This window comes from Pseudodesulfovibrio nedwellii (assembly GCF_027923765.1).
Taxonomy (GTDB): domain Bacteria; phylum Desulfobacterota; class Desulfovibrionia; order Desulfovibrionales; family Desulfovibrionaceae; genus Pseudodesulfovibrio; species Pseudodesulfovibrio nedwellii.
This window is the reverse complement of record NZ_AP026709.1, coordinates 2,280,582-2,298,305: the sequence shown is the minus strand read 5'-3', so window position 1 is coordinate 2,298,305 and position 17,724 is coordinate 2,280,582. Positions and strand designations below refer to the sequence as shown.

Annotated in this window: 14 protein-coding genes; 9 read left to right on the top strand and 5 right to left on the bottom strand. The window is 52.0% G+C overall.

Annotation, left to right across the window (positions count from 1 at the left end):
* Positions 1 to 3: 3 nt before the first annotated feature.
* From SYK_RS10785 to SYK_RS10765, 5 genes are all read left to right on the top strand, one after another.
* On the top strand, positions 4 to 1,335 hold the full coding sequence (locus tag SYK_RS10785; protein ID WP_281760271.1) for a trypsin-like peptidase domain-containing protein: 1,332 nt from the start codon (positions 4 to 6) through the stop codon (positions 1,333 to 1,335).
* A 73-nt stretch (positions 1,336 to 1,408) separates the two neighbouring features.
* The gene (locus tag SYK_RS10780; protein WP_281760270.1) at positions 1,409 to 1,984 is read left to right on the top strand and encodes a class I SAM-dependent methyltransferase; all 576 of its coding nucleotides are present in this window, start codon (positions 1,409 to 1,411) and stop codon (positions 1,982 to 1,984) included.
* Positions 1,985 to 2,164: 180 nt separating this feature from the next.
* Positions 2,165 to 2,629: a LexA family protein gene (locus SYK_RS10775; RefSeq protein WP_281760269.1), complete on the top strand. Its 465-nt coding sequence runs from the start codon at positions 2,165 to 2,167 to the stop codon at positions 2,627 to 2,629.
* A 160-nt stretch (positions 2,630 to 2,789) separates the two neighbouring features.
* Positions 2,790 to 4,061, top strand: a complete 1,272-nt coding sequence (locus SYK_RS10770) for a Y-family DNA polymerase (RefSeq protein ID WP_281760268.1) — start codon at positions 2,790 to 2,792, stop codon at positions 4,059 to 4,061.
* A 60-nt stretch (positions 4,062 to 4,121) separates the two neighbouring features.
* Complete coding sequence (locus SYK_RS10765) at positions 4,122 to 4,673, top strand: iron-sulfur cluster assembly scaffold protein (RefSeq protein WP_281760267.1); 552 nt, start codon at positions 4,122 to 4,124, stop codon at positions 4,671 to 4,673.
* Positions 4,674 to 4,770: 97 nt separating this feature from the next.
* Here SYK_RS10765 and SYK_RS10760 read toward each other — a convergent pair whose 3' ends face one another.
* The 4 genes from SYK_RS10760 to SYK_RS10745 form a co-directional block, all read right to left on the bottom strand.
* Entirely contained in the window at positions 4,771 to 6,669 is a 1,899-nt protein-coding gene (locus SYK_RS10760; RefSeq protein ID WP_281760266.1) for a SurA N-terminal domain-containing protein, read from the bottom strand.
* Between the two features lie 66 nt (positions 6,670 to 6,735).
* Positions 6,736 to 8,658, bottom strand: coding sequence for an aconitate hydratase (locus SYK_RS10755; RefSeq protein WP_281760265.1), 1,923 nt, complete (start codon positions 8,656 to 8,658; stop codon positions 6,736 to 6,738).
* A 117-nt stretch (positions 8,659 to 8,775) separates the two neighbouring features.
* Positions 8,776 to 9,081 (bottom strand): hypothetical protein, encoded by a 306-nt coding sequence (locus SYK_RS10750; RefSeq protein ID WP_281760264.1) that lies wholly within the window; start codon positions 9,079 to 9,081, stop codon positions 8,776 to 8,778.
* Positions 9,050 to 10,906 (bottom strand): chorismate mutase, encoded by a 1,857-nt coding sequence (locus SYK_RS10745; protein WP_281760263.1) that lies wholly within the window; start codon positions 10,904 to 10,906, stop codon positions 9,050 to 9,052. The genes SYK_RS10750 and SYK_RS10745 overlap by 32 nt, the downstream gene beginning before the upstream one ends.
* A gap of 307 nt (positions 10,907 to 11,213) precedes the next feature.
* Here SYK_RS10745 and SYK_RS10740 point away from each other — a divergent pair, with 307 nt between their 5' ends.
* Complete coding sequence (locus tag SYK_RS10740) at positions 11,214 to 11,651, top strand: RT0821/Lpp0805 family surface protein (protein WP_281760262.1); 438 nt, start codon at positions 11,214 to 11,216, stop codon at positions 11,649 to 11,651.
* A gap of 213 nt (positions 11,652 to 11,864) precedes the next feature.
* On the opposite strand, the gene sat is transcribed toward SYK_RS10740, so the two are convergent.
* A complete protein-coding gene (gene sat, locus SYK_RS10735; protein ID WP_281760261.1) occupies positions 11,865 to 13,148 on the bottom strand; it encodes a sulfate adenylyltransferase in 1,284 nt (427 codons plus the stop codon).
* 614 nt (positions 13,149 to 13,762) lie between these two features.
* Here sat and aprB point away from each other — a divergent pair.
* From aprB to SYK_RS10720, 3 genes are all read left to right on the top strand, one after another.
* Complete coding sequence (gene aprB / locus SYK_RS10730) at positions 13,763 to 14,263, top strand: adenylyl-sulfate reductase subunit beta (protein WP_281760260.1); 501 nt, start codon at positions 13,763 to 13,765, stop codon at positions 14,261 to 14,263.
* Positions 14,264 to 14,324: 61 nt separating this feature from the next.
* Positions 14,325 to 16,322 carry an adenylyl-sulfate reductase subunit alpha gene (gene aprA, locus SYK_RS10725; RefSeq protein ID WP_281760259.1) on the top strand — a complete coding sequence of 666 codons (1,998 nt, stop codon included), beginning with the start codon at positions 14,325 to 14,327 and terminating at the stop codon, positions 16,320 to 16,322.
* A 155-nt stretch (positions 16,323 to 16,477) separates the two neighbouring features.
* Positions 16,478 to 17,722 (top strand): CoB--CoM heterodisulfide reductase iron-sulfur subunit A family protein, encoded by a 1,245-nt coding sequence (locus tag SYK_RS10720; protein ID WP_281763268.1) that lies wholly within the window; start codon positions 16,478 to 16,480, stop codon positions 17,720 to 17,722.
* Positions 17,723 to 17,724: the final 2 nt, after the last annotated feature.

The window sequence follows — 17,724 nt, the reverse complement described above, 5'->3', positions numbered from 1 at the left end:
AGTATGAATAAGTTGCTTGTCGTTCTCTCCTTCATTCTGTGCTTCGCTGTCGTTATCAGTCCGGCCCAAGCAGAAAATGATCGTCGTACTCCAGTGGTCAAGGCCGTGGAAGCCGTCAGTCCGTCAGTTGTTAATATTACTGTCATCAAGAAGAACAAAGGCGGTTCGGTATCGCCTTTTGGTGATCCTTTTTTTGATCAATTTTTCAAGGAATTTTATGGTAATCAACGCAAACGGGATTCTCAGAGCCTCGGTTCTGGCGTTATTATCGACGGTGCTAAAGCCCTGGTGTTGACCAATGCGCATGTGGTTGCATCGGGTGGCAAGATTACGGTTCGTCTCAACGATGGACGTGAGTTTACGGCGGAACTGGTTGGTTCGGATACTGATTTTGATTTGGCTGTACTCAAGCTGGACAAGGCTTTCAATCTGCCGCAGGTCGACATGGGTGATTCCGGTGATATTTTTATTGGCGAAACCGTTATCGCCATCGGTAATCCTTTTGGCTATTCCCATACGGTGACCACTGGTGTTGTTTCGGCCCTGAATCGGCCCATGCGTACCAACAAGGGGGCGTTCGGCAGTTTTATTCAGACCGACGCGGCCATTAATCCCGGCAACTCCGGTGGGCCGCTTTTGAATATTCACGGAGAACTCATCGGCATTAATACTGCCATCCATGCCCGCGCCGAGGGTATCGGTTTTGCCATTCCGATCAACAAGGCCAAATTCGTGATCGACGAACTGTTGGATTCCGGCCATGTTTCTCCCATCTGGCTCGGAATGTTCGGACAGGACATTGATCAGGCCGCAGCCCGTTACTTTAACTTGAAGAACTTGAAAGGGATGCTGGTTTCCGAGGTTTACCCCAATACGCCAGCAGCCAAGGCCGGTATCAAGGCGGCGGATATTATTTTGACTGTCAACGGGCAGAATATCACCAATAAGGATGAGTATCTGACCCGGATTTACAGTACGACTAAATCGGAAGCCCTTTCTTTGGTTGTCCTTCGTGACGGGAAGAAATTTCGTCACACGCTCAAGCCTCAAGTGTTGGATAAGCGTATGGCGCTGGATCTCGTTCGTACCCGTTGGGGATTTGAGCTGGGTGATCGCGCGAAAGGGGCCGGTGCGGAAGTAACTATGGTGGTCCCCGGTTCTGCAGCTGCCAAACTTGGTCTGAAAACCGGTGACACTATCCATCAGATAGGTAACAGGCGGCTTAAGTCAGGCATTGACTTGCTCAATGCCTTCCTGCGCAATCGTATGCAGAAGACAATTCTCATGCGCGTGCAGCGGGGGCGTAATTTGTATAATGTTCGTATGACTCTGTAGGAGGTCCGTCATCGAATCCCAACAAGAATACTGGACCGGCAAAGGCGCGGACAAGACCTTTACCACGCCACTTATGCTTGATGAATTCAAGGGCTATGTCCCTTTGGACACACGGGTACTTGATTTTGGGTGTGGGTATGGCCGAACTGTCGCAGAGTTGACCGAGACCGGATATGTCCATGTGACTGGTATTGATTTTTCACAACCTCTCGTTGATCGGGGGCGACGTGAATATCCCACTCTTGACCTGCGAGCCTATCCCGGCGGCCCTTTGCCTTTTGAGGACAATAGTTTTGATGCGGCAATCATGCTTGGTGTATTCACTTGCATGCCCGAAACCAAGATGCAGGCCGAGACGCTGCTTGAGTTGAAGCGGGTTCTTGTTCCGGGCGGGCTGCTGTACGTTAACGATTTTTTGCTCAACCGGGATAAACGCAATCTTGATCGGTACAAACTTGGTCATGAAAAGCATGGTATTTACGGCATTTTTGATTTGCCTGACGGTGGTATCGTTAGGCATCATGATCGTAATCATATGGAGGCCTTGTTCTTTGACTTTGACACCCTAACCTTTGAGGAGGTCGTGTTCGAAACAATGAACGGGCATCATTCAGCCGGATTTTATTGTATGACACGAATGCCAGAGTAGGCTGTGAAATTTAATTGTTGTAAGAAACAAAGCAGAATAGGCGGCGCACTATGTTCATAGTGCGCCTTTTTTTTCGGTCTATAGCGGGAGAACTGACGAATTGTGTATTATTTTGATTGACAAAAATGAGTAGAAAACGAAAGAATGTTTTATTAAATTTAACAAACGGTGCATGGAACAATGCAAATATATGAAGGGACCGGGCTGCCGGTTTCAGTTGATTGGGTTGAGAGCGTTGCTCGGGCTGATTGTGGGAGCCACGTGCCTATCGTCTTGGCTGGCGAGGCCGTACCTGCGGGGTTTCCATCGCCAGCCGAGGAGTATTTTGAGAAGACGCTTGATTTGAACGAGCACCTTGTGCCGAGGCCGGAGGCAACGTTTTTTGTCCGTGTCTGTGGCGATTCAATGATCGGTGCAGCCATTCATCATGATGATTTGTTGGTGGTAGATAGATCCCGGACACCGCGCTCTGGTGATGTCATCATCGCCTGCGTGGACGGTGAATTCACGGTCAAGCGACTCCGCAAGACTGCGACTGGTCTGGAGCTTGCCCCGGAAAATCCAGAGTACCCGCCGGTCCCACTTTCCGAAGATACCGATTTTCAAGTCTGGGGTGTTGTTCAACACGTGATTCACAAGCTTTGAAAATGGATTCTCTTTTTTTCTTAAAACACACCATAAATACCCCGCCGAAGGCGCAATAAAAAGTTTGGGAGATGCTCAAGAACCTTTTTCAAAAGGTTCTTGAGCCCCCGGAGGGACCGCCGGTAGGCCCGTCGGAGACATTTCCATAACGAGATCCACCATGCCGAAAAGCTACGCACTGATCGACTGCAACAATTTCTATGCTTCCTGCGAGCGGGCGTTCCGACCTGATCTGGTTGGTCGTCCTGTGGTGGTTCTGTCCAATAATGACGGGTGCGTGATTGCAAGGTCGAACGAGGCAAAAGATATGGGCGTACCCATGGGAGCACCATATTATAAATGCCGGTCTATGCTGGAGCGCCGTGGCGTGGCTGTCTTTTCATCCAACTATGCCCTGTACGGAGATATGTCGGCGCGTGTTATGAAGATTTTGACTCGGTTTTGTCCGGAGGTGGAGATATATTCCATTGATGAGGCCTTTTGCGATCTGACAGGCATACAAGGGGGAGCCGAGGCATTTGGACGCAAACTGCGAGCCACAGTGCATGCGTGGACAGGGATTCCGGTCTCTGTGGGTGTGGGGCCAACCAAGACGTTGGCAAAGCTTGCCAATCGTTTTGCCAAGAAACAGGAACGGTGCCGTGGGGTGTTTGATTTCGGAGCGAGTCCGGCCCCTGATCTGGTTTTGCAATGGACTGAGATCGGGGATGTGTGGGGCATAGGCCCACGCCATGCAAAACGGTTGCGAAAAATGGGCGTGACCAATGCGTTGAAATTTCGGGAATTGAAACGAAACTGGGTCAAGAAGAAGATGACTGTGGCCGGACTTCAGACCTTGTTGGAATTGCGAGGTTGGCCGTGTCTTGATTTTGCTATGGGGCCGGTGGGCAAGAAAACCATAGTTTCGTCCCGTTCCTTCGGTCATCCGGTGACTTCGTTGGAGGATATGCTGGAGGCAACGGCAAAATATATGACCCGTGCTGTCGAGAAATTGCGCAAGCAACGGTCCGTGGCTTCGATTATTCACGTTTCTTTGGAGACCAATCGGTTCAAATTGGGGGAGCCGCAATATTCCGACACCTTATCTATTCCGTTGGCAATAAGCACCTCACATACGCCCACGTTTATTCGTGCTGCCCAGGCGGGCATGGAGCGTCTTTTTAAAGAGGGATACACCTACAAGAAGTGCGGGGTCATGCTTTCGGGGCTTGAACCTGAGCATGGACGTTGGCTTAATCTGTTGGCATTGCCTCCTGCACACCGTCCAAGCGATAAGCCGCTTATGCAGGCCGTGGACAACTGCAATACAAAATGGGGGCGTGATACGGTTGCATTCGCGGCATCAGGTATTCGCCAAGGGTGGAAGATGAAACGGGAGATGCGTTCTCCACGATACACGACAGTGTGGGATGAGATTTTGCAAGTCGGTTGAATTTCGACAGAATGAACAGTGTAAAAAAACGATTTTATATAAGCTAAGGATACTTTTAAATTGGATGAACCTGTATTATTGCTGAGCAAGGCGCGGGTTGTTAACAGGCCTGCCGAAGACCTCACATTGGGGCAGATAACCATTCAACAAACGGACGAGAGAATGCCCAGTTTTGATGATATTGTGAATGAACTTCAGGGTAAGGTTAATGAAGAAACTATTGAGGCCTATGGGCAGGCGGGGTTTGAGCGTTGGCGCAACCCGCCGCATCGGGGTAAACCCGCCAAGGCCAATTATGAGGGCGCATCCACCGGGGGATGCGGTGATACCATACGAATATTTCTGTATATTGACGATGACAAAGTGTGTGACGCCGGGTTTGCTACTGACGGCTGCGGTTCTAGCATGATCAGTGGGTCTATGGCTGCAGAACTGGCAGTGGGCAAGCCTTGTGACGAGATTGTTGCCATCACCGGAGAGACTGTCCTTGAGGGCTTGGGAGGGACAGAATGTTTGCCTACAGATGATCAACATTGCGCCTGGCTGGCAGCTAACGCCTTGCAGGAAGCCGTGGGAGATTATTATCAACAAATTGTGAAGCGTGAAAAATAAGATGCATTTGGCTCAAAAGTATTTGTGAGCCGGATGAACCAAAAAAACGGCCTTCCCTGTATTAGGGAAGGCCGTTTTGATTTCTTTTTGATGAAGTCTATTGGAGAACTTCTGGTTGGACGATGTCGATTTTCGCGTTTTTGCTCAACTCATCCATGAAGGATGCGAGCATTTCCTTGCGGTAATTTTGTGTCGCCTGTTCCATCCAGAACTTCTTTTGTTCCTTCCATGCGTCTTCGGAGGCGGGGACGCGTTCGTTCAGTCGGACGACCAGAACGCTATTCGGCATGGTGTAGACCAAAGGCAGCCATGCGGTATCTTCGGCCGAGAAAGCGGCTTCGGTCAAAGGCTTGCTCTGACCCAGTCCTGCAACGTTACCCTGACGACCAAAAGGCTTGGAGGTCTTGATGCGTTTTGCGTAGGTTTTGGCGGCCTTGGCAGCGTTTGTACCGGTCAACGCAGCATGAATCTTTTCAGCTTCATTCTGGGCCATTTCGTCGCATTTTTGCTTTTTGATGCTGCCGACGACGTTCGATTTGACTTTGTCCAGCGACATGAGAGTCGGCGGAATGTCCTCGACTTTTTCGACGAGCATGTATCCACCGTTGACGGCAATGGGAGCCTTGTGAGCTTCGCCGACAGCCAGATCCTGAACCGTTTTGGCTGCTTCAGGAGACAGGCCGAATATCTGGGTCAGGAAGAGCGCAGGCATGGGCTCGGTGGTGACTGCTTCAAGTTTGAGTTCTTTGGCGATTTCTTCGATGGTCATACCGGAAATCAAACGATCCATGGCTTGATCCAACTGCTCGGTGATCTTTTCGGAAGCTTTTTCCTGAGCGATCTTTGTGCGCAGTTCGTCTTTGACGTCATCCAATGTCTGAGTAGAAGCATCTTTGCGTTCTTCAACCTTGATGATGTGCCAGCCGAATTGGGTCTTGACCAGCCCGGAGATGTCACCGGTGACGGTGTCGAATGCGGCCTTTTCGAATTCAGGGACCATGGCACCACGACCAAACCAGCCAAGTTCGCCACCGTTCGGGGCGCTGGGACCTTCGGAGTATTCCTGAGCCAAGGATGCGAAATCTTCACCAGCTTTGGCTTTTTTGAGGACTTCCTCAATCTTGGCCTTGGCTTTTCCTTTGTCAGCGTCAGAATCAGAGTCTTTGATCATCACGAGGATGTGACGGGCGTGAATCTGCTCCGGTTGCTGCATGAGCTTCGAGTTGGCTTCATAGTAAGCCTTGATCTCGTCATCAGTGACGGTCTGGAATTTGGCCAGAGCGTCAGGGGTAAAGGAGATCACACGCAGGCGAACCTGTGCGGGAGCGGTAAAGCGTTCCTGATTGGCCATGAAGTAGGCTTTGATTTCATCATTGGATACCGTGACGGTGTCCATGAAATCTTTGGGAGCGACCTGAATATAGTCGATGCGGACCTGCTCTCCCACCCAGTCAAACAACTGGCGAGCCTGAGCTGGAGTCGCCGAGGCGGCACTCCCGACGCCCTGCTTGACCTTCTCAATGATTATTTCTTGCTTGAAGTCGGCTTCAAACTGGGCCGGAGTCATGCGAATGCTTCGCAGAGCGGCCTGATAGATGTTCTTGTTGAACGCGCCTTTCTTATCTTTGAACATGGACTGGGCAGCAATGCCTTCAATCATTTCCTTGTCGGATGCGCCTATGCCGAGTTTCTCGGCTTCACCCAACAGGAGTTTTTTGCTGATGAGTTCGCCCATGACCATCTGCTTGAATTGTGCGCTCTGCAATTGTGCGGAGGTGACGTTCGGATTTGAGCGGCCAATGGCTTCTGCCATGCGCTGGTAAGCGAATTCGTATTCGGCTCTTGTGACGACTTGGTCGTTCACGGTCGCCAGAACCGGATCACCGGTAGGGGCAAGGCCGGACATACCAAAGGCAAATACGAAAACGATGATGATGATGGCAAACAGGATCTTGACGATCCAGCCGGAGGCGTTCTCACGCATTATCTCTAACATTTCAGCTCCAGTAGCTCTGTTTGACAGGACGCCACCCCGAAAAAAAGGGCGGCAATTGCTCGCTTCTTATGATTGATCTTCTCGGACAGCATTGAGAAGACCACCTGACTGGATAATCTCCAGTTCCTTTTTGGTCAAATCATTTGTGACCGTAATGGTTTCTCCAGAGTCTATCGAAATGTCGATAGTTCCGCCCGCTGTCATGTCGTTGGCAGGAATCGTCAACTCGCACCCTTCAGATAAAGTGTCGTAGTCTGCCGGGGTGACCAGCAGTAACGGCAGGATACCGAAGTTGATGAGATTGGCGCGGTGGATACGGGCCAGGGACTTGACGATTACGGCTTTGACGCCGAGATGGCGGGGGCCGAGAGCGGCATGCTCACGGCTGGAACCCTGTCCGTAGTTTTCACCACCCAGGATAATACCTGTTCCAGCTTCTTTCATGCGGCCAACGAATCCTTGGTCGACACGACTAAAGATGTATTGGCTGATGGCCGGGATATTGGACCGTAAGGCCGTGATCTCGGCACCGGCAGGCAGGATATGATCGGTGGTAATGTTGTCTTCGACCTTGAGAAGCACTTTGGCTTCGATAGTCTCAGGTAGTTTATCGAAATTTTCAAGGGCCACGATGTTTGGTCCACGAAGAATCTCGACGGAGGCAGTCTCTTCAGGTGGAAACACGAACAGGTTGCGGATGGAAGGGACGTCCTCGGGCAACTCCACGCGCTCAGGGGCTGGGCCCCAGGTGGCGGGATCAGTGAATTCACCGTCCAGTGCTAAACGGGCAGCGGACTGGGCTGAAGCCAGATACACCTGGCCGTCCAGAGTACCGGAACGGCCCTCGAAGTTGCGGTTGAAGGTACGAACGGATACACCCGCTGTGGTCGGAGATCCGCCCATGCCGATGCATGGACCGCAGGAACATTCCAGCAGGCGTGCTCCAGCATCCAGCAGTGGTTCGATGAGGCCTTCACGGGCCAGCATTTTCATAACCTGCTTGGAACCGGGAGAAATCATCAGGTCGGTTTCAGGCGGAGTTTGTTTGCCAGTCAGAATCTGGGCCGTGTTCTTGAGGTCGGAGTACGAAGAGTTGGTGCAGGAACCAATGGCACACTGGTCGATCTTTTTCCCGGCCAGATCTTTGATTTTGCACACCTGATCCGGCATGTGAGGCTGGGCGACCAGCGGCTCAAGTTCGGACAGGTTGATTTCGATGACGTCGTCATAGTGCGCGTCTTCGTCAGCGATCAATTCCATGAAGTCGTCGCTACGGCCCATTTTCTCCAGAAAATCCCGGGTCCGGTCATCAGATGGGAAAATGGAGGTGGTGGCACCGAGTTCTGCACCCATGTTGGTGATGGTGGCGCGATCCGGCACGGAAAGGGCTGCAACACCCGGTCCAGCGTATTCGAAGACTTTGCCTACGCCACCTTTAACGGTCAGGCGACGGAGCAGTTCAAGAATAACGTCTTTGCCTGCGGCCCAGCCGGTGAGTTCGCCGGTCAGGTTGACTTTGACCACTTCGGGCATGGGAATGAAGTATGCTTCGCCAGCCATGGCGAGTGCAACGGACAGCCCGCCTGCGCCCATGGCCATGGAACCGATGCCACCCGCCGTGGGCGTGTGGGAATCGGAACCGATCAGGGTCGTGCCGGGTTTGCCGAAGTTCTCCAGGTGCAGCTGGTGGCAGATGCCTGTGCCAGCCGGGGAGAAAATAGCGCCGGATTTGGCGGCTACAGTGCGCAGATAGCGATGGTCGTCGGGGTTGCGGAAGCCCATCTGCAACGTGTTGTGATCCACGTAGCTAACGGACAGGTCTGTTTTGACCGTGCCAACGCCGATGGCTTCGAACTGGAGCCATGCCATGGTGCCGGTGGCATCCTGGGTCAGGGTCTGATCGATGCGCAGTCCAACTTCCTGTCCGGGGATCATTTCGCCGGATACGAGATGTTTTTCAATGATCTTGTGCGTAATGCTCTTGCCCATGTCTTCAATCCTCAATGTTCAAAAGGGTCTCTCTCAAAGCCGTTTGAGCGCGCGCCCGAAGGCTGTCCGGGTCTCTCACCTCCCGGATGTGACGCGCTCAAGCGGATAGCTACCAGTCTAGAACAGGAATCCGTTCTTCACACCGCCGCTGGTGTCCATTTCCTCAATGCCAAGATTGATCCTGTTGATTTTGTTGGTGCGGAATTTGATTTCCACATCCAACCGCAGCTTGTCCTGCTGTAACTGGAAAATCTCTTTATGGTAATAGACGCCATTTTTCGGGTCTTCATCGTTCCTGAGCTGACGTATCTTGAGCATGGCTTCGTCACGCTCAACGGTCAGTTCAACGACTTCGGCTTCCAGAGTCGGTATGTCTTCACTGAGACGTTTCTCAACGAATTTTGATTCTTCTGCGTGTGTCATCTTTCTTCTCGCGTACCGGTTTGGGTTTCATGATGCCGGTGGGCAGGGAGTTGTAGAAGTTCCAGAATTCAGGCCAAGTCGAGGTAACCTCTCCATGGTTTTCAAGCACAATGCCGGGGACGGAGTAAGCGGCCAGCGCACAACCCATGGACCAAGTCGGGTCCGGGCTGAACCATGTGTCATCCCATTTACGTCTTCCGGCTTTTAGCTCTACGCCTTCTTCGGTTATTTCGTAAGAAGCACCCATGCGATCAAGCAATTCCAAAACCGTTGGGTCTTCAGCCCCAACCAGAGTGGCGTTGCCCACCTTGAGGGCCAGAGCCAGTGCCAGGGGCATGAGATCTGCGTCTTCACCAAGAGTAATCATTGCACTTTCGGGCAGAGTGCCATCCATGACGGCTACCACATTTTCCGTGGCAACATTCACGGTCAGGCCAAGAGCGCCGAGTTGTTCCAGCACCTTGTCTGCGTGATCGTTTTTGGGCCAGCCCCCCTCGATGTTGATGGAGCCACCACTGAGGATGGGCAGAGCCAGGAGCATGGAGTTGAGCTTGACAGACAACGGCAAGAGCGGGTTGGTGTCAATGACTGGAACACCGTCGGATATGGTGACAGAATCCTTTTTCAGTGTGGCCTTGATTCCGCAGGCGGTCAGAACCTCCACTGCTTCAGCAACACGGACGCGTGCGGCCTTGTTCAAACCTTTGATCGTCAGGCCACCGGAGAAGGACCAGGCAGCCAGCGTCAGTGCGGCTGCAAATTCCGGGTCAACGTTGCCAGGCAGGGTGATTGCTTCATCCATGAAACCGCCACACTCTAACCGTACAGGCAGGCCGGGGTTGTTCGGATTCATGGGAACAAGACGTGCACCGAGGCTCGGCAGTGTTTTGTTCAGGGAGGCTACGTCCAGCAGTTGCAAAGCCGGCTTGCCGGTGAATTTGCAGCGGCCTGCATGGCCCAGTGCGAGACAAAGCAGCATGTAAAAGTTGAACGGGTCTTCGCCCACGAAGGCCATGTTGCCTTCAAATTCGAGGGTTTTTCCGCCTTCGTTCTTGATCCAATCGTCGTCCCAGAAAATGGGGGCGCCCACTTGTTTCAGTGCTTTGGCCAAGTCCTTGTTGGGTGCGTTCATGGTCACCGGAGACAACGAGACCTTTGAGCCGGAGCTTGCGGCCATAGCGAGCATCATGCGGGTGTAGCGGAAGGAACGAGGTCCGGCGATACCGGCCTTGATGCGATCTACTCGGGGAGCGAGTTTGTAGCCTTCACCTTCAAACTTTTTGCGAACGTCAGCCAGTGAGAACTGGTTGAGCACGGTAAAGAGCTGTTTGGCGAGCTTGGCGTCGAGGCTGAGTTCTCCGGCCTTGCGGTCAAAGGAGCCTCTGAGCAATTTCTCAAGTTTGGGATCGACAAGGGATTTCTGTCTGGATTTGCGCCATGCGCCTTCCTTGCGGATGAGGAACGCACGTTTTTCCAGCAGATGAAGAATCTGATCGTCAATGTCGGAAATGTCGTTGAATCGATGGTTGGCGACAACTTCGGACTTGGCGGGAGCATCGTCGTCACGCATGGGCCTTTCTGGCTTGTTGCCGAAGAAGTCGCGGCCACCACGGTTGCCACCACCTCGTTTGTTGAACTTGCGGCCGCCATCTCTAGGACCATCTCGTTTCTCAAATTTGCGTGGGCCGCGGCTTTCATCTCTGCGCGGGGCTCGGTTTTCGTCTCTACCGGAGCGACTGTCGTCTCTGCGTGGAGCTCGGCTGTCGTCTCTGCGTGGGCGTTCCGGGGAGGGACCACCGCTGTCGTTTTTGCGGATCTTGATCATAGTCTTACCGTCTTCCTTATAAATGATATGGTTCCTCTTCAAAAAAAGAGGAACCGACTTCCTACCGTGAAAGTTCCCGATATGCAAGTGTTGCAGAAAGTGGCTCTGTCGGGTGGTTATCTCACTAATTTACCTAAGCTTTAAGGTTGCTCGTGACGGTATGGGCATAATTGTGATATGGAAATAATAATAAGCTCGGTTTACTTATTGAGATAAAGTGCCAGCAATTGGAAGGATATGGAAGGTGCGTGAAAAATACATATGTCTGAATAGATAGTCGTCGTTTTTAAACAAATGGAGGTCTGTTATGCGAAATATTTTGATTGTGACATTGCTGATTTGTTTTCTAGTGGCCGGAGTCGGTTGTGCTAACAAAGCACAGCAAGGGGCCACGGTGGGAGGTCTGGCCGGTGCGACCATCGGCGCGTTGACCTTCAATGATAAGTTGCTCGGTGCGGCAGTCGGCGCTGGCGTGGGTGTTTTGATGGGCTATATAGTAGGTAATGAGTGGGACAAAAGCGACGAAAAACAGGTGCAGCATACGCTTGAAAAAGGTCGTTCCGGTCAGGCTCAGACATGGACCAATCCTGATACGGGTGCAAGTTATTCCGCGACACCTGCGCCGCCTTATATGTCGGAAGAAAAGGTGTATCGTGACGTAGTTATCAAAGATGCCAAGGATGGTCAGGAAATTATGGCCAAGGCTTGGCGTGATGACAAGGGCGTGTGGCATCTCAAGCAGTAAAAGGTATCATGGATAATCTTTTAGAGAGTTGGTTTGATACGCTTGTGAAAAGAGAGGCAATCGAGAGTCGATTGCCTCCTTTTTTTGATATATCTGTCCAACAGCGACTTTTTCATCGATGTCGTGAGGAATTTGTAAGAGCTGGTAAACAAAAAGGGGAGGTAGCATTGCTACCTCCCCTTGAATGGTCAGCTAAAAAGCGACCGGACAGAACTACATGTCTGCGCCGGATGCTGCTTTCTGCATCTTGACTTCAACCTTTTCGGTCAGGCTGGCGTAGTATTCGCGCAGGCGAACGAGCACTTCGTCACGACCAAAGTGGTCGACAACTTCAGCGCCTTCGGACAGGGCTTTACGCAGCTTGGTACCGGACAGGATGACGCGGTCTTCTTTGGTATGGGGGCACGTACGCATGGAAGCCATGCCGTCGCACTTGTAGCAGTAGAAGGTCCAGTCGATGTTCATGTTCTTGCAAAGCAGGGCCTTTCCGGGCTCGGCGGTGCAACCATCTTGGTAAGGGATCTTCTTGAAGATATCCTGAGCTTCGAACAGACCGTAGAAGTCGCCGACGCCAGCGTGGTCACGACCGATGAGCATGTTGTTGATGCCGTAGTTCTGACGGAAGGTAGCGTGGATGAGACCTTCACGGGGACCAGCATAACGCATGTCCAGGGGGTAACCGGCATTGATGACGTTCTCGGGAACGAAGTAGTTGTCGATGAGGATCTGGATGCACTCGATGCGGACATCTCCGGGAATATCGCCCGGCTTCAAGTTACCGATCAAGGAGTGAATCACGACGCCATCACAGACTTCAACAGCGATCTTGGCGAGGAATTCGTGGGAACGGTGCATGGGGTTACGCAGCTGCAGAGCGGCAACGTTGGACCAGCCACGTTTTTCCATTTCAGCGCGGATCTGAGCAGGAGTCAGGTAAACGCCGGGGAAACGAGCAGCGTAGTCGCCTTCGGACAGGACTTTGACGGGGCCGGCCAAGTTGAACTTGCCCTGAGCCATAACCATCTGAACGCCCGGATGATCTTCCATGGCGATCTTCCAGAAAACGTCATCAGCGGACTCTTCGCCCTCGCCCTTGTAGACGAGTTCGCATTCCCACTTCTTGTCTTCTTCGGACATCGCGAATTTTTCTTCGACCTTCATGGTGGCGTAAACGGTGCCATCAGCAGCTTTCAGAGCGACTTCATCACCAACTGCGACGTCTTCGTCATTGGTGTCCAGAGTGATGGGGATGGGCCAGAAGGTGCCATCAGCCATCAGGAAGTCTTTGCAGACGCCTTTCCAGTCAGCCTGGGTCATGAAGCCGTTCAGCGGAGAGAAGCCACCGATACCCATCATGATCAGGTCGCCTTTGGCGCGATCAGAAATTTCCAGAGTCTTCAGGCCTTCAGCCTTTTTGATTTCAGCTTCGAGCTCAGCGCCTTCGAGCAGGCAGCAGACGAGACCTTTTCCACCGTGAGGTGCTACGAGGTTGGACATTTAAGCCTCCTAAAATAGTTTTTGTCAATGAAACCATTGCCTTAATTCATGATGTGCGATTCTAGTCGCTCAATCCATCATGATTATTTCCCATGTAAGGGTCAGCCTTTATTGTCCGTTTGTGAAAGTCGTGTCAAGCTGTTTTTTCTGGCGATAGGGTATCGTCTTTATAGGAATATGATGCGGAATAGTCTCAGTAGAGTTTTTCAGAAGAAAGTCTAGAGAAAAGGCTTTTGCCCCGAATAATTTTAGTCTTATATTTAGACAACTTATGAAATAGAAGTGATAAAGATATCGATGCTGGAAAAAAGGCTTGCATTGATCCGTTTATTTAAATTAATAAATTTGGTGTTTCATGGATTATATACGGCATGACGCACAGGTTTTATTCTGGTGGGAATAGGCCGAAACCCGAGGTTTTATGCCGATATCCAAGAGGTTGGTGCCTGGTAAGAAAGGGGTCGCTTGTTAAAAAATTCACTTTCACGTTGACAAGGGATGATCGTCTTGCTAATTCCCAGATTCCGCACAGTTGAACTGTGTGGAGCATATTTTGTTTAGGTAGAGGATGTCGGTTCTTGTGAATAATAAAACCCTATTTAGGAGGAGAAGTTATGCCGACCTTTGTTAACCCGGAAAAATGTGATGGCTGCAAGGGTGGCGAAAAGACCGCTTGCATGTACATTTGCCCTAACGACTTGATGATTCTGGATGCTGACGAAATGAAAGCTTACAACCAGGAACCATCTGCATGTTGGGAATGTTATTCTTGCGTGAAAATTTGCCCCCAGGGCGCTATTGAAGCCCGTCCGTATGCCGACTTCGCCCCCATGGGTGGTACTTCCATCCCGATGCGCTCCGCTGAAGATATCATGTGGACCATCAAATTCCGTAATGGCAGCGTGAAACGTTTCAAGTTCCCCATCCGTACTACTGCTGAAGGTTCCATCAAGCCTTTCGAAGGTAAGCCCGAGCCGACCGATCTGGACAACGAATTGTTGTTCACCGAGTCTGAACTCGTTACCCCGATTGCGACTGCAATGGAAGAAGCTTCCATCACCGAAGCTGACCTGAAGAAAGAGTGGAAGATGGAAGATTACGGCAGCCTGGTCTAGTCCAGCCTGTGTAATTGTCTTTAAGACTGCTTGAATCACGTTAAATACTAGGAGAAATATTATGCCTCTGCTTCCCAGCAAAGAAGCTTCCAAGGGTGTTGCTCTCGCCGAGCCGGAAATCATCGAAAAAGACGTTGATATTCTGATGGTCGGCGGTGGCATGGGTAACTGCGGTGCCGCTTTCGAAGCCATGCGCTGGATCGAAAAAGTCGATCCGTCCATCACCCTCGAACTCGTTGACAAGGCTGCTCTTGATCGCTCCGGCGCAATTGCTCAGGGTTTGTCTGCTATTAACACATACTGCGGCGACAACGATGTCGACGATTACGTCCGTATGGTCCGTACCGACCTCATGGGCATCGTCCGCGAAGATTTGATCTTCGACCTCGGCCGTCACGTTGATGATTCTGTCCATCTCTTTGAAGAATGGGGCCTCCCCGTTTGGGTTAAGAAAGACGGCAAGAACCTCGACGGTGCCAAGGCTAAGGCTGAAGGCCTCGCCATCCGTAACGGCGACGCTCCGGTTCGCTCCGGTCGTTGGCAGATCATGATCAACGGTGAGTCCTACAAGTGCATCGTTGCTGAAGCTGCCAAGAACGCCATTGGTGAAGATCGTTACGTTGAGCGTGTATTCATCGTTAAGATGTTGCTGGACGCTAACGAGCCTAACCGCATCGCTGGTGCTGTTGGTTTCTCCACTCGCGAGAATAAAGTTTACGTCTACAAGTGCAACGCAGCTGTTGTCGCTTGTGGTGGTGCTGTTAACGTGTACCGTCCCCGCTCCACTGGAGAGGGAATGGGTCGCGCATGGTACCCCGTATGGAACGCAGGTTCCACTTACACCATGGTTGCCCAGGTTGGCGGCGAAATGACCATGATGGAAAACCGCTTCGTCCCCGCCCGTTTCAAAGATGGTTACGGTCCGGTCGGCGCTTGGTTCCTCCTCTTCAAGGCCAAAGCTACCAACTACAAGGGTGAAGATTACTGTGAGACCAACCGTGCTATGCTGAAGCCTTACGAGGATCGCGGCTACGCCAAGGGTCACATTATCCCCACCTGCTTGCGTAACCACATGATGCTCCGTGAAATGCGTGAAGGCCGCGGCCCGATCTTCATGGACACCAAGACTGCCCTGCTGAACACTGTTGGCGGCGACCTGTCCGGTCCCGAATGGAAGCATCTCGAGTCTGAAGCTTGGGAAGATTTCCTCGACATGTGCGTTGGCCAGGCTAACCTCTGGGCTGCTACTAACTGCGCTCCTGAGGATCGTGGTTCTGAAATCATGCCTACCGAACCTTACCTCCTCGGCTCTCACTCCGGTTGCTGCGGCATCTGGTGTTCCGGCCCTGATGAAGAATGGGTTCCCGAGTCTTACAAGATCAAAGCTGACAACGGTAAGGTCTACAACCGTATGACCTCCGTCAACGGCCTCTGGACTTGTGCTGATGGTGTTGGCGCTTCTGGTCACAAGTTCTCCTCCGGTTCCCATGCTGAAGGCCGCATCGTCGGTAAGCAGATGGTCCGTTGGGTTGTCGACCACAAGGACTTCAAGCCCGCAATCAAGGAAACCGCTGCTGATCTCGCTAAAGAGCTCTATCAGCCCTGGTACACATACGAAGAGAACAAGGCCGGTTCCACCGATCCTGTTGTCAACCCTGCTTACATCACTCCCCATAACTTCATGATGCGCCTCATTAAGTGCACCGATGAATATGGTGGTGGTGTTGCTACTCTGTACATGACCTCCAAGGCTCTGCTGAACACCGGTTTCTGGTTGATCGGCATGATGGAAGAAGATTCCAAGAAGCTCGCAGCTCGTGATCTCCACGAACTGATGCGCTGTTGGGAACAGTTCCACCGCCTCTGGACCGTCCGCCTGCACATGCAGCACATCGAGTTCCGTGAAGAATCCCGTTACCCGGGCTTCTACTACCGCGGCGACTTCATGGGTCTGGACGATTCCAAGTGGAAGTGCTTCTGTAACTCCACGTACGATCCCGCCACTGGCGTGACTACTATCTTCAAGAAGCCTTACGTCAAGATCATCCCCGACGCCTAAGCATTAGGTAATGATCACCCCGTGTCCGCGGGCCCCCGGCCCGCGGACACTTCTAAATGTCCGGGGCTAAAATGGTCTGAATCCGGGCCGGGAACGGGCTCCCGGTCCGGGTTTAGGCCATTTTGTTGGCTGAGCCTCAACTTTATTCGGGAGGAATTAAGAGAATGTCGAATAATAGTATTCTCGTTGTAGGCGGGGGGTTCGCAGGAATCACCGCCGCCCTCGAAGCTGCCGAAGTCGGCTACGAGGTTTACATCGTTGAAACAAACCCCTACATTGGTGGTAGGGTTGCACAGCTGAATCGGTATTTCCCTAAGCTGTGTCCTCCGTCCTGTGGTCTGGAGATTCAGTTTCAACGGATTAAGAACAATCCAAATGTAAAGGTCATTACAATGGCCGATGTGACATCCGTTTCCGGTACCGCCGGTAACTACGATGTCAAGATCACGCAGCGTCCTCGCTTCGTGAATGAAAAATGTACTGCCTGTGGCAAGTGTGAGAAGGCAACTTCCACCAAGATCGAGTCCGAATTTGATTTCGGCACAGGTACTCGCAGTCTGGCATACAAGACACATCCCTTCATGTTCCCCATGCGCTACGTTGTGGATGCTGAGAATGCATCCGAGTCCGAACTGGAAGCCATTAAGGCATCCTGTCCGTACGATGCCGTTGAGCTGGACGACGCTGCCAAGGAAATTGACTTGGCTGTCGGTGCTATTGTTGTTGCAACGGGTTGGAAACCTTATGATGTTTCCAAGCTGACCAACCTTGGTGGCGGTACTTTGAAAAATGTGGTCACCAACATGCAGTTCGAGCGTCTGTGTGCGCCTAACGGCCCGACCTCTGGTAAGATTCAGCGTCCTTCTGACGGTGCAGAACCCAAGAAGATTGCTTTTGTCCAGTGTGCCGGTTCTCGCGACCAGAATCATCTGAACTACTGTTCCTACATTTGCTGCATGGCTTCACTTAAGCATGTTCGCTATGTCCGTGAACGTTCTGACGCCAGTGCAACGATCTACTACATTGATCTGCGTACCCCCGGTCGTTATGACAAGTTCAAGTCCATCACCGAAGCCGATGAAAAACTCAGCTTGGTTAAGGGCAAGGTCGCTGACATTGTTGAAGACGCCCAAGGCAACCCCATCGTCACCGTGGAAAATGCGCTCACCGGTATCAAGACCGAAGAGACATATGACATGGTCGTTCTGGCTACCGGTATGGAGCCCAGCTGTGCTGGTCTTAAGGCCCCGGCTGGAAAGATTGACGTTGACGGTTTCGTCATCGACGGCGAAGGAATCATTGCCGCCGGTTGTGCCAAACAGCCCTTTGACGTCATGAAGTCCGCCCAGTCCGGCACTGCTGCCGCGATGAAGGCGATTCAAACCGTGGTAGGGAGGTAACC

Coding starts and splice junctions, on each gene's coding strand:
- SYK_RS10785 (WP_281760271.1), top strand. CDS start 4: ATGAATAAGTTGCTTGTCGTTCTCTCCTTCATTCTGTGCTTCGCTGTC.
- SYK_RS10780 (WP_281760270.1), top strand. CDS start 1,409: ATGCTTGATGAATTCAAGGGCTATGTCCCTTTGGACACACGGGTACTT.
- SYK_RS10775 (WP_281760269.1), top strand. CDS start 2,165: ATGCAAATATATGAAGGGACCGGGCTGCCGGTTTCAGTTGATTGGGTT.
- SYK_RS10770 (WP_281760268.1), top strand. CDS start 2,790: ATGCCGAAAAGCTACGCACTGATCGACTGCAACAATTTCTATGCTTCC.
- SYK_RS10760 (WP_281760266.1), bottom strand. CDS start 6,669: ATGTTAGAGATAATGCGTGAGAACGCCTCCGGCTGGATCGTCAAGATC.
- SYK_RS10755 (WP_281760265.1), bottom strand. CDS start 8,658: ATGGGCAAGAGCATTACGCACAAGATCATTGAAAAACATCTCGTATCC.
- SYK_RS10750 (WP_281760264.1), bottom strand. CDS start 9,081: ATGACACACGCAGAAGAATCAAAATTCGTTGAGAAACGTCTCAGTGAA.
- SYK_RS10745 (WP_281760263.1), bottom strand. CDS start 10,906: ATGATCAAGATCCGCAAAAACGACAGCGGTGGTCCCTCCCCGGAACGC.
- SYK_RS10740 (WP_281760262.1), top strand. CDS start 11,214: ATGCGAAATATTTTGATTGTGACATTGCTGATTTGTTTTCTAGTGGCC.
- sat (WP_281760261.1), bottom strand. CDS start 13,148: ATGTCCAACCTCGTAGCACCTCACGGTGGAAAAGGTCTCGTCTGCTGC.
- aprB (WP_281760260.1), top strand. CDS start 13,763: ATGCCGACCTTTGTTAACCCGGAAAAATGTGATGGCTGCAAGGGTGGC.
- aprA (WP_281760259.1), top strand. CDS start 14,325: ATGCCTCTGCTTCCCAGCAAAGAAGCTTCCAAGGGTGTTGCTCTCGCC.